Source organism: Collinsella sp. AF36-3AT (assembly GCF_003475205.1).
GTDB classification, from domain to species: domain Bacteria; phylum Actinomycetota; class Coriobacteriia; order Coriobacteriales; family Coriobacteriaceae; genus Collinsella; species Collinsella aerofaciens_AF.
On record NZ_QROZ01000010.1, the window covers coordinates 62,953 to 84,092 of the forward strand.

The 21,140-nt window shown below is 52.5% G+C and carries 18 protein-coding genes and 1 pseudogene; 18 read left to right on the forward strand and 1 reads right to left on the reverse strand.

Features of this window, described 5'->3' with window-relative positions; genetic code table 11:
* Positions 1–411 precede the first annotated feature (411 nt).
* From loaP to DW003_RS08755, 17 genes are all read left to right on the forward strand, one after another.
* On the forward strand, positions 412–963 hold the full coding sequence (loaP, locus tag DW003_RS08675; protein ID WP_233545558.1) for an antiterminator LoaP: 552 nt from the start codon (positions 412–414) through the stop codon (positions 961–963).
* Positions 964–1,029: 66 nt separating this feature from the next.
* A complete protein-coding gene (locus DW003_RS08680) occupies positions 1,030–1,779 on the forward strand; it encodes a sugar transferase (RefSeq protein WP_233545559.1) in 750 nt (249 codons plus the stop codon).
* Positions 1,766–2,572 carry a WecB/TagA/CpsF family glycosyltransferase gene (locus DW003_RS08685; protein ID WP_118388644.1) on the forward strand — a complete coding sequence of 269 codons (807 nt, stop codon included), beginning with the start codon at positions 1,766–1,768 and terminating at the stop codon, positions 2,570–2,572. The genes DW003_RS08680 and DW003_RS08685 overlap by 14 nt, the downstream gene beginning before the upstream one ends.
* Positions 2,565–3,674: a non-hydrolyzing UDP-N-acetylglucosamine 2-epimerase gene (gene wecB / locus DW003_RS08690; RefSeq protein ID WP_187361920.1), complete on the forward strand. Its 1,110-nt coding sequence runs from the start codon at positions 2,565–2,567 to the stop codon at positions 3,672–3,674. The genes DW003_RS08685 and wecB overlap by 8 nt, the downstream gene beginning before the upstream one ends.
* Positions 3,675–3,721: 47 nt before the next feature.
* Positions 3,722–4,780, forward strand: coding sequence for a glycosyltransferase (locus tag DW003_RS08695; protein WP_158573221.1), 1,059 nt, complete (start codon positions 3,722–3,724; stop codon positions 4,778–4,780).
* Position 4,781: 1 nt separating this feature from the next.
* Positions 4,782–5,657, forward strand: a complete 876-nt coding sequence (locus DW003_RS08700) for a phosphorylcholine transferase LicD (protein ID WP_118388648.1) — start codon at positions 4,782–4,784, stop codon at positions 5,655–5,657.
* Entirely contained in the window at positions 5,641–6,183 is a 543-nt protein-coding gene (locus DW003_RS08705; protein WP_118388650.1) for a hypothetical protein, read from the forward strand. Before DW003_RS08700 ends, DW003_RS08705 begins: the two co-directional genes overlap by 17 nt.
* Positions 6,184–6,210: 27 nt before the next feature.
* Positions 6,211–7,248, forward strand: coding sequence for a glycosyltransferase family 2 protein (locus tag DW003_RS08710; protein WP_118388652.1), 1,038 nt, complete (start codon positions 6,211–6,213; stop codon positions 7,246–7,248).
* 15 nt (positions 7,249–7,263) lie between these two features.
* Positions 7,264–7,959: a DapH/DapD/GlmU-related protein gene (locus DW003_RS08715; protein WP_118388654.1), complete on the forward strand. Its 696-nt coding sequence runs from the start codon at positions 7,264–7,266 to the stop codon at positions 7,957–7,959.
* A gap of 439 nt (positions 7,960–8,398) precedes the next feature.
* Positions 8,399–9,109 (forward strand): acyltransferase, encoded by a 711-nt coding sequence (locus DW003_RS08720; protein ID WP_199665673.1) that lies wholly within the window; start codon positions 8,399–8,401, stop codon positions 9,107–9,109.
* A 2-nt stretch (positions 9,110–9,111) separates the two neighbouring features.
* On the forward strand, positions 9,112–10,113 hold the full coding sequence (locus DW003_RS08725) for a glycosyltransferase family 2 protein (protein WP_118388656.1): 1,002 nt from the start codon (positions 9,112–9,114) through the stop codon (positions 10,111–10,113).
* Positions 10,106–11,269, forward strand: coding sequence for an O-antigen ligase (locus DW003_RS08730; protein WP_089571863.1), 1,164 nt, complete (start codon positions 10,106–10,108; stop codon positions 11,267–11,269). Before DW003_RS08725 ends, DW003_RS08730 begins: the two co-directional genes overlap by 8 nt.
* A gap of 1 nt (position 11,270) precedes the next feature.
* Positions 11,271–12,407 carry a polysaccharide pyruvyl transferase family protein gene (locus DW003_RS08735; protein WP_158551193.1) on the forward strand — a complete coding sequence of 379 codons (1,137 nt, stop codon included), beginning with the start codon at positions 11,271–11,273 and terminating at the stop codon, positions 12,405–12,407.
* Positions 12,407–13,969: a lipopolysaccharide biosynthesis protein gene (locus DW003_RS08740; RefSeq protein WP_118388658.1), complete on the forward strand. Its 1,563-nt coding sequence runs from the start codon at positions 12,407–12,409 to the stop codon at positions 13,967–13,969. The genes DW003_RS08735 and DW003_RS08740 overlap by 1 nt, the downstream gene beginning before the upstream one ends.
* Before the next feature lies 1 nt (position 13,970).
* The gene (locus DW003_RS08745; RefSeq protein WP_158551192.1) at positions 13,971–15,038 is read left to right on the forward strand and encodes a Coenzyme F420 hydrogenase/dehydrogenase, beta subunit C-terminal domain; all 1,068 of its coding nucleotides are present in this window, start codon (positions 13,971–13,973) and stop codon (positions 15,036–15,038) included.
* Between the two features lie 129 nt (positions 15,039–15,167).
* Positions 15,168–16,229, forward strand: a complete 1,062-nt coding sequence (locus DW003_RS08750) for a histidinol-phosphate transaminase (protein WP_089571871.1) — start codon at positions 15,168–15,170, stop codon at positions 16,227–16,229.
* A gap of 2 nt (positions 16,230–16,231) precedes the next feature.
* Positions 16,232–17,611: a Gfo/Idh/MocA family oxidoreductase gene (locus DW003_RS08755; protein ID WP_118388660.1), complete on the forward strand. Its 1,380-nt coding sequence runs from the start codon at positions 16,232–16,234 to the stop codon at positions 17,609–17,611.
* Positions 17,612–18,145: 534 nt separating this feature from the next.
* On the opposite strand, the pseudogene DW003_RS08760 reads toward DW003_RS08755, so the two are convergent.
* Positions 18,146–19,435 (reverse strand): annotated as a pseudogene (locus DW003_RS08760) (IS256 family transposase).
* Positions 19,436–19,693: 258 nt separating this feature from the next.
* Between DW003_RS08760 and DW003_RS08765 the strand changes: the two are divergent.
* Complete coding sequence (locus DW003_RS08765; protein ID WP_147352196.1) at positions 19,694–20,932, forward strand: hypothetical protein; 1,239 nt, start codon at positions 19,694–19,696, stop codon at positions 20,930–20,932.
* Positions 20,933–21,140 lie beyond the last annotated feature (208 nt).

The window sequence follows — 21,140 nt, forward strand, 5'->3', positions numbered from 1 at the left end:
AGTCACAAAGCGCAGGGTCGATCAGCATCCGGCCGTAACGGCGGTGCCAGAAACACCACGAGCTCCAATAAAGATGTCATGTGACTTCATTTACTTGCATTGGGCTATTTCCGAGATGCAAGTAAATAGTAGTTTACATGCCAAAATGTAGCGGTCTTTCAGCTGTTTGCGTGCGGTCCAGTTTTGAAATCACTCGACCGGCTCGCACGCAGCCAGCTGAGGTTGTAGGCATTCTTGCGATACGTGCCTGTGACCTCAGTGCTGCTTTTATACATACCGTTCACGGTGGGGCAGAGCCACGTGCTTGTCTGACTGGGCTCAGGGTTTGAATATGGAGCGCCTTCGCGCATGAGCGCCCTGGCGAAGCCATACCCAAACCCCGTGAGCCTCACGTAAGACAGCAAGGGGGTGGTGCTCGTGTGGTATGTGATCCAGGTCATTAACGGTCGCGAAGACGTAATGCGCGAGCGCATCGAGCGCATGGTGCCGGCGAGCGCCATGCAGGAGCTCTTTTATCCCCAATTTCAAACCGAGATCAAAGTACACGGCGAATGGGTCAATACGACCAAGCCGCTCTTTCCCGGTTATCTTATCTGCGATACGGCAGATCCCCGTACCGTGCAACAGTATCTGCTGCGTATGGACGACTTTGCCCGTGTGTTATCCCAGGATGGTCAGTTTGTGCCGCTGGCAAAAGAAGAGGTCCAGCTTATTGGCGGCTTTACGCATAGGGGAGACCGCGTAGTGCCCATGAGCGAGGCCCTAAAAGACGGTGACCAGGTCATAGTGACGGCAGGTCCACTGTTGGGCCACGAAGGCCTTATCAAAACCATTAACAGACGCAAGAGCACTGCCTATTTGGAGCTCGACCTTTGCGGCCGATGCGTAACTACGCGCGTTGGCCTTGCCGTGCTTTCGGCCGAGCAGCGCGTCATGCGCAACCTTAAAAAGGCGATCGCCTAGTTGCAGGCGATCGCTACACAGAACAGGGAGGATCCCCGACCCGGGGACGAAGTCTTGGAAGAAAACGTGTCGGATAAAACTCAATTTGCAACGGATGCGCCTGCGGGGGCAGCGCTCATTGCTCAGGCCATGGGCCGACGCGAGGGCGCCGGCCGCTACAAGGCCATGCAGTCCATCTTGGACTGGGATCGTTCGCGCCTGGCCTACCGCACCATCAAGCGCGCCTTCGACGTCGTGTTCAGCGGCTGCGTGCTGGCCGTCATCGCCGTACCCAGCCTTGTGCTCGCCGCGGCCATCCGCCTGGAGAGCGAGGGCAACCCCTTCTACAGCCAGATCCGCGTGGGCCAGACCCGCCCCGACGGCAGCCTGTCCACCTTCCGCATGTGGAAGTTCCGCTCCATGTACAAGGACGCCGACGAGCGCCTGGCAGATCTCAAGGAGCAGAACGAGATCGCCGGCGCCATGTTCAAGATGAGGGAGGACCCCCGCGTCACCAAGATCGGGAAGTTCATCCGCAAGCACTCCATCGACGAGTTCCCGCAGTTTCTCAATGTGTTCCTGGGCCAGATGTCCGTCGTCGGCCCGCGCCCGCCGCTGCCGAACGAGGTGTCGGAGTACACGGAATACGACTTGCAGCGTCTTGCCGTGAAGCCTGGCATCACCGGCTGGTGGCAAGTCACTGAGCGTAACTCGACTGGATTCGACGGGATGGTCCGACGCGATCTGGAATATATAGCCAAACGAGGCATTTTCTTCGATTTCAAAATAATCCTACTCACAGTGATTGAGGTTGCTAGCGGAAATGGCGCTTGCTAAAGAGACTATAGGGAATTACGAAGGCACCGGTTCAACGGTTGATCTTCCCGGACGAGTCGAAGTCCTGGGCGCCCCCGTCGACCCCTGGACGATGGAGCAGACCGTCGAGGCGACCAATGCCCTCATCAAGGAGGGGCGCTTCGCTCATTTGATCGGCGTGAACGCCGACAAGTTGCTTCAGATGCGTGACGATCCCGAGATGGATGCGTGCGTGCGCCGCTGCGAGATCGTAAACGCCGATGGCGCGTCCATGGTCATGGCCGCCAAGAAGCTGGGCGTGGACTTGCCCGAGCGCGTGGCCGGCATCGACCTCATGTGGGAGCTGTGTGGGCTGGCCGAGCGTGAGGGGCACAGCGTCTACCTGCTAGGCGCCAAAGCCGAAGTGGTCGCAAAGACCGCCGAGGTACTGTCCGAGAGGTATCCCAATATGGTCCTTGCGGGCTACCGTGACGGCTACTTCGGCGAAGACGAGTTCGATGCCGTGGTCGCCGAGGTTGAGCAGGCCGAGCCCGACATCGTGTTCGTGGGCATCACCTCGCCCAAGAAGGAACGCCTGATCGAGCGTTTCCGCGAGCTGGGCGCCAAGGGCGCTTTCGTGGGCGTGGGGGGTTCGTTCGACGTGGTCTCCGGCAACATCCCGCGCGCCCCGATGTGGATGCAGCGCGCGAACCTGGAGTGGCTCTTCCGCATGATGCAGGAGCCCAAGCGCCTGGTGAAGCGCTACGTGGTCGGCAACACCCGTTTCTACATGCTTCTCCGCAAGGAGTCAAAGAGGAGCAAGGCCAATGACTAAGAAGAAAGCAATGCTCGTCTTCGGCACCCGCCCGGAGGCAATCAAGATGTGCCCGCTCGTCAACGAGCTGAAGGCGCGTGTGGATGAGTTCGAGACCGTCGTGACAGTGACCGGCCAGCACCGCGAGATGCTCGACCAGGTGCTGCGCGTCTTCGATGTGACTCCCGACCACGACCTGGCGATCATGAAGCCGGGCCAGACGCTGTTCGACGTGACGTGCGACGTGCTGCTCAAGCTCAAGGCCGTCCTCGAGGACGAGACGCCCGACGTGGTCCTGGTCCACGGCGACACCACGACCAGCTTCGCCGCGGCGCTCGCTTGCTTCTACCTGCAGATCCCCGTGGGGCATGTGGAGGCCGGCCTGCGCACGCACGACATCTACAGCCCCTGGCCGGAGGAGTTCAACCGCCAGGCCGTCGACATCGTGAGCGAGTATTACTTCGCCCCCACGGAGGCCAGCAAGAAGAACCTGCTGGACGAGGGCAAGCCGGAGTCGAAGATCTGGGTCACCGGGAACACCGGCATCGACGCCCTGCGCACCACCGTGCGCGGGGGCTACTCGCACCCCGAGCTCGACTGGGCGGAGGGCTCCCGTCTCATCCTCATCACGGCGCACCGCCGCGAGAACCTGGGCGAGCCCATGCACCGCATGTTCCGCGCCATCCGCCGCGTGATGGAGGAGCACCCCGACACCAAGGCGATCTACCCCATCCACATGAACCCACTCGTCCGCAAGGCGGCGCACGAGGAGCTCGACGGCTTCGACAGGCTCCACATCATCGACCCGCTCGAGGTTCTCGACTTCCACAACTTCATGGCCGCGAGCCACCTCATCCTCACCGACTCGGGCGGCATCCAGGAGGAGGCGCCGAGCCTGGGCAAGCCGGTGCTCGTCATGCGCGATACCACCGAACGTCCCGAGGGTGTGGCGGCCGGCACGCTGAAGCTCGTGGGCACCGAGGAGGACGTCATTTACCGTGAGTTCAGCCGCCTGCTCTCTGACGAGTCTGAGTACGAGGCCATGAGCAACGCCTCCAACCCCTACGGAGACGGGCATGCGAGCGAGCGGATTGCGGACGTGCTGGCAGGCCGGTCGCGATGATTCGGGTCCTGCACATCATTCAACAGCTAGGGCCCGGAAGGGGCGGGGTGAGGACCTTCGTCTCCACGATGCTCGATTGCCCGGCTCCCGATATCGAGCAGAGCGTGCTGTCGGTGGGAAGAGTCGAAGGGGACAGGTTCGGAGAGCGATTCTTCGGTCCTTTAATCGATAGCTACAGCCCGCTATTGGTTGGCACTCTGGGTGCGAAGCGCCTTGGCGCTTTTCTGTCGAAGCACCGTTTCGACATCGTTCAGATTCACACGAACAATGCGCTCGGCTTCGTCTTCGCCTCTGAGGCCAAAAAGACCGGAGTTCCCTCGCGCATCGTGCACTGCCATAACAGCGCGCTTGGCAGCACCTCGCGTTTGAAGAATATGGTCAACGTGGCCATGATAGAGAGGTTTCTCCCGTCGGCGAGTGAGCGCTGGGCATGCAGCGAGGTCGCAGGTGAATATCTCTTTCAGGGCGCTGGCTATGCCTTGGTGCACAACGGGGTCGATTCCGATAAATTCCGATTCTCGTCCTCTGACCGGGCTGCCGTTAGACATCGGCTTGGGATCCCGGGCGATGCCACCGTCATAGGGTTTGTTGGGGCGGGTATTCCTGCAAAAAACACACTGCGCGCCCTCGATATCTTCAATCAGCTGCGCTCCAGTGAGGCCGATTCCCGCCTTCTGCTCTTCGGCCAAGCCGAGGAACTTCCCCTTGCGAAGGAGAGGGCGGCTGAATTGGGGCTGGGCGAATCGGCGGTTTTCATCGGTACTGTTGACGATATCTGGAGGTACTACAGCGCCATGGACGCGCTGCTCGCCCCCTCTTTCCACGAGGGGCTCCCGATTGCCTTCATTGAGGCCCAGGCAAATGGACTGCCCATCCTCAGCTCTGACGCGGTTACCCAGGAGGCCGATCTGACGGGCCTTCTCCAGCGAGCAGGGCTTTCGCTTTCCGACAAGGAGTGGGCCGATTTGCTGGAAGCCTGCGCCGGCAAAAGGGAAATTACCGCCAAGGTCGACTACGTTCCGTTTCTCGATAAAGCGGGTTACACCACGCGGTCGCTCTACAAGCAGCTCTCTGATCGCTATAGATATATGACTAAAGGGGCGTAATATGCCGACTGAATATTTATCCATGCAAGAGGTGAAAGATGCCGAACTACGTCTCCTTCGCATTTTCGACTCCTACTGCCGAGAGAACAATCTACGATACTCAATGGGCTCCGGAACTCTGCTCGGTGCGGTTAGGCACAAGGGGTTCATTCCCTGGGATGACGATATCGATGTCGTTATGCCTGTTGAGGATTATAGGAAATTTCTAAAAAGTTTCGGTTCACGTGCTGGAGCAGAGTTATCACATGTCAAGCTTGCCAGCCAGCTGAACTCTAAAGTTTCTGCTGCGATTCCTTTTGAAAAACTGGTTGATACCAGCATTGAAGTAAAGTCTGCATTCATTGCAGAGGGAATCCGCGAATATGTGTGGATCGATATCTTTCCGATTGTTTCTTTCGAAAGTGAAGCCGAAGCCAGCAAGGCCTGGGATGCAGCAGCTCGATATAAGTACCTGTTCCAAGCATCAAGATGGAGCTCGGGACAGCCAGGAGTTGCTGGCTGCTTCAAAACCGTCTTCGGCGCGTTTGCCAGGCACACCCCTCTGCAACAGTGGGCTCTCGGCAAGCTAAGAACGATGACGGATAACGGTTGCTTTTCAACTATCGGCACTGCTGCCAATCTGGCTTGGGCGGTCAGCCAGTCGCTGGAGGTTTTCCCCGCGAGCCTGTTTAACAACTTGGTTGAATACGAATTCGAAAACGAACAGTTCTTTGGCTTTGAGGATGCGGACCGCTATCTCTCGATAATGTACGGGGACTATATGTCACTTCCGCCTGCCGACAAGCGTATTGCGCATGAGTTGAAGGCCTGGCGCGTCAGCGTTTCCAGCGACTTCGACCCTACAAGTAGCGGAAGCACCGATGAACAAGATTGCTAAGGCGCTTAAATGGGGCGCTTCCGCCCTACGGGTTGCCAAGATGTGCGTTGTGGCCGGAAATTGGTTCAAGATCGCCTCAGACAAACCATTGTACCTGGGCAAGGGCGCACGGGTGATATTGGACGAGGGCGCATCCCTCAGCATCGGTGCGGGCGTTTATTTGAGCCCCGAGTGCTTCGTACAGGTCACTAAAGGCGCAACTTTAGTGCTGGAAGACGGCGTCTACATGAACGAGGGCTGCCGCGTGACGGCAGTCCAATCCGCCCTCATCGGTGCAAACACGCTCTTTGGTCCTAATGTCCAGATTTACGACCGCGACCACGAATTCGACTGCAGAGGGGTTAGCTCAAAGTTAACCTACGCGCCGGTTTCGATTGGTCAGCATTGTTGCCTTTGCGCTAATGCGGTCGTTAAGCGCGGTTCCTCGATTGCGTGCCGCCCTCTCGTCTCGGAGAACCCTGTTGTCACGTGCGACCTTACCGAGTCGGGCGCGCTGTACGCCGGTGCGCCCGCTCGATTGGTATAGAGATACGACTAGGAAGCCTTCTTAAACGTGGATCAAAAGCTGAACATAACCCTTATCGTGCCCGTGTACAACGTTAGGCGCTACCTCGAGCAGTGCGTCCGCTCAATTCTTGAACAGTCGTATTCAATTTTCGAGGTGTTGCTCGTCGACGACGGGTCGACCGACGGGTCGGGCGAACTGTGTGATCGACTCTCCTCTGAGAACGATTGCGTGCGGACAGTGCATAAGGAGAACGCGGGGTTGGGTTTCGCGCGCAACACGGGGCTTGACAACCTGTGCCCTGAGTCAACGCACGTAATGTTCGTGGACTCGGATGACTGGCTCGAATCCGACATGGTTGAGACGTTAGCCCGAGCCATTGAGGACACCGGGGCGGATTGTGTTCTGGGCGGTTTCACCAAGAGAGATGATAAAGGAAGTCCCCAGTTTGAGTTCAAACTCGAGGACGCCGTGTGGGAGGGCGACGAGCTAGCAAAGAGGTTTATACCCCGCGTATGCGGCAGCTCCCCCGAGATGTCCGATTCGATTCCAATGTCGGTATGTTCGTCTATTTTCGCAACAAGGAACATAAACGAACATATCCTGCGCTTTCCCTCGGAGCGCGAGGTAATCAGCGAAGACTTCGTCTTTAAATACAAGTACCTCAGGACTAGCAACAAGGTAGTGACGACGAGCAACGTGGGGTATTCGTACCGCACGAACCTTTCGTCACTTACCACTTCGTATAGACCAGATCGCTTCGACGCCAGTCTTTTTTTCTACGACTACGCTCTTCGACTCGTGGCGGACTCGCCCTCGGAATCGGAATGCGTTTTGAGATTAAAAAAGACCTTATTTATCAATATAAAGATGTGCATCTCGCAGGAAGTGCCTCGCGTAAGCGGTAAGAGCCGCCGCGACGCCTGCCGCGCCATTCACAATATGGCGGGCGACGAACGCCTGATGAAAGTGATTAATGACTACCCATGCGAGAGACTCCGCTTTAAGCAGAAGGCCTTCGTGCAGTTGCTGAGGCACCAGGCCGCAAACGTTCTCTACATGGCTGCGGTTAAGGGGGTCATCTAGATTGGAGACGCGAACATGGCTTTGAGAGACGTGGTGAGGAAGGTTTACAACAAGCTCCTCGTGAACAACGAGGGGTACTTGAAGTACCTGCGTTCACGCGGTGTCACTATTGGTGAGGACGTCACGTTCCATTGCCCCGGCGACACGCACGTCGACATCACCGACCCGCACCTTCTGACAATCGGCGACCACGTTAACCTCACGGGGCCCATTACTATCCTGACTCATGACTACGGCTGGTCCGTAGTCAAGGGCAAAACGGGTGAGATCCTGGGCAATGAGAAGCCAGTCACCATTGGCAACAACGTTTTCGTCGGGTGGGGCGCCACTATCCTTTGCGGCACGACCATCGAGGACAATGTGATTATCGGTGCCCATGCCGTGGTGAGCGGTCATATAGAAGGTGATTCTGTCTGGGGAGGGGTGCCCGCTCGGCGAATCTGTTCATTGGAACACTACCGGGAAAAGCGAGCCTCAGCTCAGGTCGAAGAGGCCAAGGAGTACGTGCAGCTCTTCCGTGCGAGGAGGGGCCGCGATCCCAAGCCCGAGGAGATTCGCGAGTACTTTCCGCTATTCGCAGACCCCGAGAATCTCTGCGGCGTGCATGAGTCGCAGACGAGGCTGATGGGGACGTGTGAGGAGAGTTTGAAGTGGATGAAGGGCGCTAAGCAATACGAGGATTTCATCGCCTTCATCGATGACTGCAAATAAAGGGTGCTCGTCCTTGACTTTCAGAAAGGATGGCTGTGTGGGGTATTCGTATCGCACCAGCCCCTCGTCTCTCACCACCTCGTACAGGCCGGATCGCTTTGACGCCAGTCTTTTCTTCAACAACTACGCTCTTCGACTCGTGACGGGCTCGCCCTCGGAAACAGAATGCGTTTTGAGATTAGAAAAGCCCCTATTTATCAATATGAAGACGTGCGTCTCGCAGGAAGTTCCTCGCGTTAGTGACAAAAGCCGACGAGATGCCTGCGATGCCATTCGAAGAATGGCGAGCGATGATTGCATGTTGAAGGTAATTAGCGGCCACCCATGCGAGAGACTCGGCATAACACAAAGAGCTTTTGTGGAACTGCTGAGGCGGCGGACCGTGAGTGTTCTATATTTGGCCGCTTCATATGGTGTTTTCTAGATTGGAGGCGTGAACATGGCTTTAATTAATGGACTTAAGTATTTATACAATTCTATTTTCCTCAATAACGATTTACTGATTAGCCGCTTGAGAAAATTGGGTGTTGCCATTGGGGACGATGTGACTTTTTACTGCCCCAAAGAAATGACGGTTGATATTCAAAATCCACATCTGATCACTATCGGTGACCATGTAAAGATTACGGGCCCATCTACAATCCTGACGCATGATTATTCTTGGGGAGTAATTAAAGGAAAAACTGGGGAGGTTTTAGGCAACCAAAAACATGTGACCATAGGTAACAACATTTTCATTGGTTGGGGTGCCACAATCTTGTGCGGTACGACAATCGAGGACAACGTGATCGTCGGTGCACACTCCGTCGTAAGTAGAAGGCTTGAACACGACTCTGTTTATGCAGGCGTTCCAGCAAAGAAGGTTTGCTCATTAGAGTGCTACCGTGAGAAGCGCGTGTCAGCTCAGCTGGAAGAGGCGAAAGACTACGTAGTCCGTTTTCGTCGCCGTTTCGGGCGCGATCCTCGTGCAGACGAAATGAGGGAGTATTTCTTTTTGTGGGCCACTCCTGATCGACTTAACGACAGCTATGTTTTTCAAATGAGCCTCATGGGGACTTACGATAAAAGCGAAGCGATTTTGGCAACCCCGAGACAATTTAATAGCTTTGAGCAGTTTCTTGCCTACTGCGACAATGCCGAAGTTGAGTAACTATGAATAAAAACAATAATGGCCCCGTTGTAACAGTTGTTGTTCCCGTCTATAACGTCGAAGCGGAGCTAAATAGGTGCGTTGAGAGCCTTGTGGGACAAACGTTCAGCGATCTTCAAATAATTCTTGTTGATGATGGATCAACAGACTTGAGTGGTGAGCTTTGTGATGCCTGGGCAGACAGAGATTCCCGCATCTGCGTTATACATAAGCAGAATGGCGGATTGTCCTCTGCCAGAAATGCCGGAATCGATATCGCTGAGGGTGAATACCTTGGTTTTGTTGATAGCGACGATTTTATCGAGCCCGATATGTACGAAACACTTTTGGCCGGAATGGTCGATGGTGAAGTGTCTATGGTCACTTGTGGTAGGTATGTTCATATGGGAGACACTGTTAGAAATGAATTTTCTACACCCGTAGTGATGAGGCTTACTTCCGCAGACGCTATGAAGGAGGCTTTACTCGGCAACATCATTGATGTGTCTGCGTGTGATAAGCTTTATCGTCGTGAGCTGTTTGATGAAATCCGCTATCCCTATGGACGCATAAGCGAGGATGCAGCCATTATTTTGCAACTGCTCGACCGCTGTAGCGATGTCGTTCATGTAGGGAAGTATCTCTACCACTACGTGTTTCGCACCGGAAGCATTAGCAAGTCAACCTACAGCCATAAACAATTTGATGTTATGTATAACTGTCGGGAGATGACAGCTTGGGTAGAGAAAAACAAGCCTGATTTTTCTATGGACATCAACTCGTATTGCTGCGCACAAATGGCAGGAATGATTGAGTGCATGATTTGCTCCCCGGGAGCGAGAAAAGAATGGGGCGAGGATTACAGCGCCTATTGGGGCCTATTCCGTCATTGTTTCCAAAGCTACGTTACGCTTGGTGGGCACAAAAAAGTTGAAATTGCGCGCGTCTTTGCCACGCGTATGCATCTTTACCGCCTATTCTGGCTAGCCCGTCAGGTTAGAAACGGGGTTAAGCGCTATGTGTAATGATGCTGCAACCGTTTCCATTAAGCGAAAAACTCTTGCTGATGTCACCATCAAGGACATAGACATCGTGTTAGCGACCTTACTCTTTTTCGCTCCTACGGATGGCAGTGGCGGCGGAGCGTACTCGTTGGTTCGCTATGGCTTAATTGCGTATCTTGTCTTAAAGAACATTCTTTGTTGTAAGAGCATTCCAATTGTCATGATACTTCTTAGCGCATTCTCTGCGCTTATGGCGTACTCGACCTGGATTAATACCCATAGTCCGACTTGGTCCTTTTCCGGATTCATGTTTGGAATGGGAATCGTTGCCGTCATTCTCGTCTATGTTGATGCGTGCTGTCGCCTTTCCACCGAGATTGTTCTGAAACGCGTGCTCGTCATCTTTATTGTTGCGATCTTACTCAACGATTTAATGATGGTTGTCTTGCCCTACAATCGCTCTGATTCCAGTACGGTGTACCTAATCGGAAATAAGTTCATAGTATCCTACGCGCATTGTCTTCTTTCTGGTCTTATGCTCGTTTGCTACAGAGATAAGATTACTTTAAATCGCATGATCGTGATCATAGGCGCCTTTATGTCGTATTTTTCTGGCTCAAGCACAGGTGCCATGATGATGGTCGCTATGTTTGCTTTGACGTTTGTTCCCGCTAAAACTCGATTTGTTATCGCGAACCCTTTGTTTCTTGCAGCCTCTGTTGCTGTTTTGAATATTCTCATTTGGGGACAAGCAAATCTATTCCAAATGCCTGAGTTTCAGAATTTTGTAGTCAATGTTTTGCATAAGAATCCAAATATGACTGGACGTGAGCAGCTATACGCCGTCACTTTTGATCTGGTTGCAATGAAGCCTGTTTTCGGGTGGGGATACCTTACCGATATTTACCGAATCACTTTTGGCTACGGTAACGCGCAAAACGGATTGTTTCACCTTATAACCCAGTGTGGAATCTTGGGCACTACGGTCTATTTCGCAGGTTTGTTTACATCTCTTCTCGGAAAACCGGTTCAGAACAAAAGCCTTTTCGGCATTTACGCCTTTTTGCTTTGCATGGTTCTCGGTTCATCTGTGGAGATTAACCTTTCCTTCCAATTCGCTTTTGGCATTGCTTTGGTTTGCGGAGCTTTGCACGGTTTTGATGCTACGGAGAAATAATATGCTCGTTGGAATTATGACAATGCACCGAGTTCCCAATTACGGGTCTTTCTTGCAAGCCTATTCACTAAAAAGAATGATTGAATCCTTGGGTCATCAGGTGGTTTTCGTCGACTATCACATTGAGCCCGATATCTTGCATAAAGGGGACATAAAGGAAACCCTTCGATGCGAGATGAGACAAGTTGGACAGTGGTTTAAATCCTCATCATTGGGTCATTCAATAAAAAAGGCACTCAAGGGGGATGCTGTCTCATCGCGTTCCGTAATGTTTAGTTGCGATGATATGCTAGGAATCACAGATAGACGACACTACAACACGAAATGCGACGTCCTGGTCATAGGCAGCGATGAAGTGTTTAATTGCCTCCAGCTTGGTTCCAATATTGGTTACTCCCTTGAATTGTTTGGGAGGCGCGCCAATGCAGGTAAAGTAATAAGCTATGCCGCTTCGTTCGGCAATACGACGTATGAAAAACTTGACCACTATGGGGTGGCTAGGGAAATAGGGGATTGCCTTAATTGTTTCGAGGGGGTTTCAGTTCGTGACACGAATTCCGTTGACACTGTAAGTAGGCTTACGGGAAAAGCCCCAATCATGCATCTTGATCCTGTACTCGTCGGTGGAGTGGAGAACGAAGACTGGTCTCCCTGCAACGAGAGTGGATTCATGATTCTTTACGGCTACAGCTTCCGATTTACCGAGGATGAATGCAGAGAGGCTCTCGAATTTGCTCATTCCCACGGACTTGAACTCATCGCATTAGGTGAGGACCAGCCCGTGCGCGATCGCCATATTCGATGCCGCCCTGACCAGGTTTTACCATATTTTCGAGCAGCTGATTATGTGTTAACCGATACCTTTCATGGAAGCATATTTTCTATCGTTACCCATACGCCTTTTGTGACGATTCCCCGTGGAGACCGAAACGGCCAAGGAGGCAATGTCCAGAAACTAACGTCGCTTCTGGACGGACTCAACCTTTCTGATCGGCGACTTAGCTCAATTGATAAATTGGGCAAGGTTCTCGAAATCAAACCAGATTTCGAATCTTCAGACAAGATTCGAAGCTCTGAGTCGCTACGCTCGCTCAACTACCTGAGATCATATCTCTCAAATGGAGGCGTTGCCGAGTGATGAATAAGCAGATCAAACCGCTTCCAATATTACAGGGCAAGACCGCTTTTGCGATAAACCTTATCTCGCAAGTGTCTGTCATTGTTGCCCAGATGGTCATCAGCTTATTTTTGACCCCAATTGTCCTAGATAAAATGGGGGCAGAAGCCTATGGCTTTGTTGGTCTTGTTAACAACTTTGTAAGCTATGTGGCTGTAATTACTACTGCCTTAAATTCGCTAGCAGGTCGTTATATCACGATTGCGCACCATAGCGGGGACCAAGAGAGTGCGGAGTCCTATTATTCCTCCGTGTTTTTCGCAAACTGCGTAATGGCCGTCGCCGTGTTGGCTGGATCCGTTCTGCTTGCAGCAAATATCGAATCGGTCGTGTCGGTTTCGCCTGGGCTAGTTGAAGATCTCCAGCTTATGATTTTGTTGGCGTTTTTCAATTGTGCGCTTAGTCTTGTCGTTGTTGTTTTTGGAATTGCCGCATTTATCAAGAACCAGCTATACCTCAACTCCATTGCCCAGCTTGTGTCCTCCGTCATAAGGGCAATGTTGCTGTGTATTCTTTTTTTGACTGTAGCTCCACATATGTGGTATTACAGCGCCGCTGCAGTTGTCGCATCGGTTGCATTCCTTGCATTGCAGATTTGGACTACGAGACGTATTGCTCCAGAATACCGGGTGAAAGCGACCTGCTTTTCAATTCAAAGAGTGCTTGAAATTCTCAAAAGCGGCTTATGGGTCAGCATCGAGTCAATAAACAAGCTTTTGCTTACCGGTCTTGATTTGTGGATTTCGAATCTCTTTGTCGGTGCCTACCAGATGGGGATTTTATCAGTTGCTAAGACGATCCCCAATGCCTTGTTATCCGTTTCAAATAGTCTTTCCAGCCTTTTCTATCCCAAATGTGCCGAGCTTTATGCCAAAAAGAAAACTGACGAGCTTGTTAAACAGTTTGGCTTTGCAATGAGATTCACAGCCGCGGTCATGATTGTGCCGCTCGCGGGCTTTGTTGCATATGGTCTTCATTTTTATGAACTATGGCTTCCTGGACGAGACGTGTCAGAGCTCCTTCTGATTCAAAGACTATCTGTTCTGACTGTTGTCTCGTTACTCGCGAGCGCGCTCGTTGAGCCTCTTTACTATGCCAATACCCTTACTAATAAGATAAAGGGGTCGGTTCTTATTACTTTAGGCTTCAGCTTACTCGTCTTCGCAATTGAATTGTCCCTTCTGCTATTTACAGAGCTTGAAGGCCTCTTTGTAATCGCTTCCGTCAGTTCCGTTGTCATGACGTTTAGACATTGTTTTGTACAGCCCGTTTATGCTGCTCATGTGTTGGGTCTGCGTGGATCGAGTTTCTATAAACCACTTGGTAAAGAAGCTGTAGGGCTTTTCGTTGTTCTCGCAACATTTGCAATTCTTTCGAAAGCGTTGCCGTTTTCTTCCTGGGCGTGCTTTCTGATTTCTTGTCTTATTTCTGCAGCAATCGGTTATACGGAGCTATCCCTCCTTCTACTCGATAGGGAAGAGCGACGTAAGGCTTTTGGAATGTTATTGGTTAGGAGGCGTTAGGTTGCAAGACGAACTTCCATCGAACTCTTTCGATGCGCTGTTCGCAAAAGCACGTTGTGCTGTGGCACTTCAGGACTCTGATTCGAAAAGCCTTGAGCTTTCCGCTTCTGGTGGCGCTTTTGCTTTGTTTGCTCGCTCTGTTCTTCGTGTTGGTGGTGCCGTTTTTGGAGCTTCCCTTATCGACAACGGCACTGTCCGTCATATTTGCATAAAGCGGATCGATGACTTGTATAAACTGCAAGGATCTAAATACGTTAAGAGCAACGTTGCAGATACATATGAAGAGTGTGCCCACCTTCTTTGCAAGAATACCGTAGTGCTATATTCCGGTACGCCATGCCAGATAGCGGGACTTCGAAAATATCTTGAAAAAACAGTTCCAAAGCAAGTCATTGCAAATAACTTGCTTTGCGTCGATCTCATCTGTCACGGAACACCTAAGCAGGAGATTTTTGCTGCATATCTTGAATGGCTTGCCACGAAGAGCAAAACCGATGACGGCATCCATGGCTATTCTTTTAGAAGCAAAAAGATGGGGTGGGGACTAAATTATTATTACTACTTCTATCGTCGAGGTAGAAAACACGAGGTGCTGGGGCCCGCCCGTGATGACCCATATTTCGCAGCCTTTACGAAAGGGGTCATCTATCGGAGGTGTTGTTACAAATGTCCCTTTGCAAGACTTGAACGCGTTGGAGACATCACGATAGGAGATTATTGGGGCATCGACTCCGTTCATCCCGGTTTTTCTGACGGAAGAGGCGTTTCCGCGGTCCTGATAAACACTAGTAATGGCGAGCGCTTCTTTAATGAGTGCTGTGCCGATGAATGTAAGTGGATTAAATCAACCGTTGAAAGCATTGCTGCCAATAACTCAAATCTCGTCAAGCCAGCCTCTCGTTCTGCTGATGATGAGAGGCTGGCCGATGAGGTCGAAAGAGCGATTTCTACTGGTGACCACAAGCTGGCATTCGAAAGGCTGCTGGCTCCAAAGATTAGCTTGATGGCAAGAATTAGGCGAATGCTTCCCTGGAAGCTTGTTCGTTTGGTTTGCGGGCATGGACGGTAACTGCTTTTCATTTAGACGCTTGTAGTGCAAAGCCCACTCATACAACTAACCCTAAGTGGAAATATCGACAGGCAGCTCATTCGTTACTGTCCTTAACAATTTTTAATCGAAGGCGAAAGGTATTTATTCATGTATTACATCAACGAGAGGCTAGTTAACCTCCACCGCATTTTTGACCAGAACAAGCGCGAGGGTTACCTCAGACTTGACCTGAACGAGAACCCCGAGGGGCTATCTCAAGAGTTCATCGACGGAGTTCTTTCGGGTGTGACACCCGAAATGGTAGCCCAGTACCCGGAGACACTTGAGTTTACCGAATTCCTCGCTGAAAGACTTGGTACGGACATCGAGCACCTTTCGCTTGTTAACGGGTCTTCCGAGGGCATTCGTAACATCATTGAGGCCTTCACTGCGCCCAGCGGCGAGATCGTTTGTGTATCACCATCTTACGCGATGTTCGAGGTCTACTCGAAGATGTATGGGCGCAATTTTGTGCCGGTCCCTTATAGGGATGACCTAACTATCACGGTGGATGATGTGATCTCCAAAATCAGCGATGACACGCAGCTGTTAATTCTTGTTAATCCGAATAACCCCATGGGCAATGCCTGGAGCGAGACCGAGATGACGCGCTTTTTCGAGGAAGCGGAACGCCGTCAGATTACCGTCCTCGTTGATGAGGCATACCATTATTTCTGCCCCGAGACTTCCATCGGATACGCCCTCACTCATGATCACGTATTTGTAACCCGCACCTTTTCCAAGCTATTCTCGCTTGCTGGAGCTCGTTTAGGCTATGTAGCAGGATGGCCTGAGGGAGTTGCTCTCGTACAGAAGCTGAATACTCCCCACAATGTAAATATGTTTGCCATGCTCTTTGCAAAGAAAATCATGGAAACCGAAGGCATGCTCGATTCCATGATCGAGAATCAGCTTGCCGGCAAACAGTGGCTCGTTGAGCAACTTGACCGTAATGGCTATGAATATCGAAGCAGCGAAGGCAATTTCATGTTCATTAAGCCGTTTAGCGACGCTTCTGAAATCGTTCGCCGCATGAAGGCCGAGAAGGGCATCCTCATTAAAGAGTATGACGGTATTGGCACTTTCGGCAGCTGCCTGAGGGTTACCACTGGCCCTAAGCTTTCGATGGAGCGATTCATGGAAGCGCTGATTGAGCTGGATAAGGCCTAAACATGACTAAGGTCATAACCTACGGCACCTACGACCATCTCCATCGCGGGCATGTCCGCCTGTTGGAGCGCGCCAAGGCCTTAGGCGACTATCTAATCGTTGGCGTTACGTCGGATGACTTTGACAAACAACGCGGCAAGATTAACGTTCAACAATCGCTTGAAGAACGCATCGCAGCAGTGCGTTCAACCGGGCTTGCGAACAAGATTGTTGTCGAAGAGTACGAAGGCCAGAAAATCGACGACATCAAGCGCTATGGGGTCGATATCTTTACTGTGGGATCGGATTGGGAGGGCCAATTCGATTATCTGAATGAGTACTGCAAGGTTGTGTACCTCGAGCGAACCAGTGGTGTATCTTCTACGGAAATCCGAAGTTCGGTTAAACTTCGCTGCGGTTTAGTTGGATATACCGACTATATGAATCGCGTTTTTGCTGAATGCGGTTTGGTAAATGGTCTCGAGGTTGTCGGTATTTGTGTTGAAGATCGCAGCTTGCTAGATGAGGGTCCACTTGGAGCCAAGCTTGTAACGGATGATTACGGTAAGTTACTGAATGCGGTCGACATTGTGTATATTCACTCGCATCCTGATCGGCATTATGAACAGGTGAAACGAGCCTTAAATGCCGGCAAGCATGTGATGTGCGAAGCGCCTATCGCAAAGAGCGCTAAGGAATGCAGCGAGCTTTTCGCATTAGCCGACGAGCGAGGCCTTGTGTTGATGGACTCGCTGCGCACGGCATATTCAACCGCCTACGCACGCATGCTGTTGTTGGTTACCGGTGGACGTATTGGCGAGGTCGTTTCAGTCGATGCTACTATAACCAATCTTAAGACCAATCGTGCTCCTTTTGATACGCATCGCGACACTGCTTGGAGCAGCATGACGGCATGGGGCCCGACGGCATTATTGCCAATCTTCCAGATACTAGGTACTAAACCTAACTCGGTACGCATTTCGTCCTTGTGCGAAAAAAACGACAAGACTTTTGATGAGTTCTCGAGGCTTGACGTTGAGTTTCCAAACGCCGTGGCAACAGCAAAGGTTGGCTCAGGCGCTAAGTCTGAGGGCAGTCTAGTTGTATCGGGCACAAAGGGCTACATATATGTTCCTGCGCCCTGGTGGAAGACTGATTATTTCGAAATCCGCTACGAGGACCCAGCCGATAACAGACGCTATTTCTATCAGCTAGACGGTGAAGGTATTCGCTTTGAATGGGTTTCTTTCCTAAGAATGATCGCCGATGTCGAAAAGGGCACCACAGGTGAAGAGGCACTTCGCCGCGAAGGCGGCATTGATCGCGATATCACCAAAGCCACCTGTGAAGTTATAGGTGAATTCGAACGCGGCGAGAGCGTAAAGTATCTAGAAGTTGCATGATAGCTTTCGCCTTTAGTAATTATTTTACTGATTAAAATAATACAGAGCACAATGACGTTCGTTGGCATTTTCCATAATGTCATGCGATGGCAGATAGTGTCGATGACCTGAACCTAATTCAAGATGCTTCAGCTGTCATTCAGTAGGGGTGTCTCGGCAAAAGCTGAGGCACCCCTACCTCTATTGAAAGATCTCTTCCTATCATTCTATGCTCTATGATATTTCCGATTTATCATCGCCTAGTCATCAACTGGGAAAGCGGTCATTCCCCCTTCTAGAAGGTATCCCATAGTTCGCCGCAAGCGCTGCATAACTCTTGTCATAGTGAAAGGACTGATTCGACAGCGATAGTTCACGAGTATCTGCACTGTTTTTAACGTAACTAACAATCTGAATTTCCTTATATCAAGAGCAAAATCTATTGGCAGGTCCATCAGTTTTTCAGCAGAGACGGTAGTGTCGCGAAAGTTGGTGTAGCGCCCGATCAGAAGCGAGTCGGCTCGGCGTCCTGGAACCTGGAACACGGTTGATATCCTATGCCGCCTCGATCCTGTCCGCAAGCTCGAGGCCCGATTCGACCATCTTCCTGGCCTCCGCCTCCAGCCGCGCCCAGTCGACCGTCCCGTCGATCCCGCGCGTGCGGCCCTCGTCGTAGAGCCCGCCCATCTTTGCCTCCGAGAAGTACCTCGACTCCTGCCACATCTCGTCCTGCTCGCACATGACCGCGCCGGCCAGACGCGCCAGCGATGCCGTCGAGGGGAACGCCTGCACCACCCTCGATCTGCGCTTTATCTCGCGGTTCGTCCGTTCCTGGACGTTGTTGGCGCGCAGGCGCTTCCAGTGCGACGGCGGAAAGTCGAGCTATGCCAGGGCGTCCGGCTCGGCCTCCTCGAGGATCGCCGCCACCCTCGGGCAGCACCCTTCCAGCATGTCGCACACCGCGTGGTACATGGCGGTCACGGTGGCGGCGCCGCGCCCGCGGAACACCTGCGAGACGATCCTGCCCACGCGGCGCCTCGGCCGCCGGGAGCCCGCCTCACGCATGCAGCCGCGCATGAGGTGGACGGCGCAGCGCTGCCATGCGGCGCCCTGGAAGACCTCGCCGAGCGCGCGGACGAGACCCGGGTGGGCGTCCGAGACGACGAGCTCCACGCCGCCAACGCCGCGGTCGCGGAGCTTCCTGAGGAAGGCGGGCCACGAGACGTATGACTCGGTGTCCACCACGTCGACGCCCAGGACGCGCCTCCAGCCGTCCGCATCGCAGCCGATGGCGGTGACCACGGCGGTGGAGGCGATGCGCCCCTCGCGGCGGCACTTGACGTAGGTCGCATCGAGCCAGACGTAGGGCACCGGCGAGCCGTCGAGGGGCCTTGCGCGGAGCTCCTCGATGTCTGCGTCCAGGCTCGAGGCGATGGCGCTCACCTGGTCCTTCGAGAGTCTGGAGACGCCCATCTTCTCGGCCACCCTCTGCACCTTGCGGGTGCTCGTGCCGGTGGCGTACATCTCGGCGACGGCGGCGACGAGGGCGCGGTCCACGCGCTGGTAGCGCTCGAGCGCGTCGTCCGGGAAGAAGCTGCCGGTGCGGAGCTTCGGGATGCGCAGCGTCAGCGTGCCGACGCAGGTGGCGAGGACCCTCTCCCGGTAGCCGTTTCGGCTGTTCGCCCCGCCACCGCACAGCTGGTCGGCCTCGGCGTCCATCACGGCGTTCACGACCTGCTCGGCGAGCCTGCGAAGCAGCTCCTGCATGTCGATGGCGCCGTCATCGAAACGGGGCATGACGAGCATGTCCGGCGTCGGGTCTGATAAGATTTCCATAGCGGTCATCGTCCTTTCCCAGAACCTGTTGTTGTGGTGATTTCAGATTCTAGGACGAAGGCCGTTCTTCGTTAAACGGGCGCTGGGGTGCCGCCCTTACACCAACATTTCCGACGCGATCAGAATAAGGATGACAGCATGATTTCGAGAATGTTCGCGGGAGATACGAGGAGATTTAGTAATTCTCTTCTATAGCCTTTGCATCAGATTTAACATCGGATGATTAATTCTGATTCGCGCGATCAGCGAGGTTGAATAGGGGTCTTTGTGGTTAAGAACTTCTTTGTCACTTGCGGAGTATGTGGATGCGTGCATCGTGTGCGCGTCCAGGCTGGATTTGTTAATGACTATCCGGTTAGATACTTGTGTCCGCAGTGCCGGAACCGCATCGACGGAGCGGTTCACCTTGACCAGAGCTGCGCTTTGATTGATTTTAATCTCGACCCTGGCACGGTAGCCTCCATGGGTGGAGATTTAGATTGCGCCAGAGTTATGGTGGAGTTATCTGGTGAGCTTCCGTCATATAAATTATCTGTAGAAAATTGTGCCTGCATGACAAGCCCCTTTATCAGAGCCTCTGGGCTGATTCCGTTTGATGAACTCAGCGAGTACGTGAGCGATATGGTTTATTGTCTTCATTATTACCGCGAAGACTGGCCTACCCTGAGGACCGCTCTTCAACTGTATTGCGATGGGCATGACGATTATGCGGATAAGGTTCTTTCGGAATTCGAGCGCAAACTGTTAGGCGAGGACAATCGGCACTTTTCCTTGCTGAGCCGAATCGCGAGAATGTCTTGGCTCGGTCTCCCCATGATTGCAGGGAGCGACGCGCATGAGCGCGCTGTTGAATGCGAAAAACTCGTTTCTGGTCTAGAGGCAGAGGCGCTTTCCGGCCTAGCAGGTTACTACCTTAAAACCAATATGACTGCCAAGTCGCTGCTTGCTGAAATCAACGAAGTTCTTGATTCCGTAGCCGAATCTTATCCGGTTCTCCTCAACGGTTTTACTTTTCTTATGGCGGGAGACGCCTATGACTTGGAAAAGTACGGTACGTTCTGCTGCACTCCTAGTGATATTGAGAAGCTTTATTGTCGGGAATATGAGCTTATTGGCAGCCTGCTTGTTCTGTTTATCGGGCTCGACAACATCGAATGTAACGGGGCGTTCGATGTCATGCCCAAAGGCGTAGACCTAGGTGCAAAGTCGTTCGACAAACTTTCTGTAGCCCCTAAGGTAAAGCGATTCAACGCTGTCGGTACGGGCTCATTTACTGGCCTTATCAAGCAGTGTTGGAATCCCGTTCTGCGCAATGCATTTAGTCATAATCGGACGGATTTCGACTGCGCGACTCAAGTCATTCGCACTTTGCGTGAGGATGGGACCAACGATTCTCGAGGCAACACCTATTTGCTTGAAATGGTTCGCGATTGCATTTTGATGGCTCGGGAAATTATGGTATTTCGTAGTGTCTTATTCCATTTCATTGGAAGTGGGCTGTGGTAACGATTGGGCTTAACGCTGATGTGCATGCACGGCGTAAATCGTGGTGCACATGTGCGTCAATCATCGAGCTGTGGGTGTGAAAGCGATATGCCAGCGACGGTCATCTCTGGCCATCTCCGCGTTTGCACTCGCAAGGCAAGGATTAAGGTGCGCCGCCTTAATTGGCATTGGAGCGTCGACGATCGCGTCTATAAATTTTGATGAACAG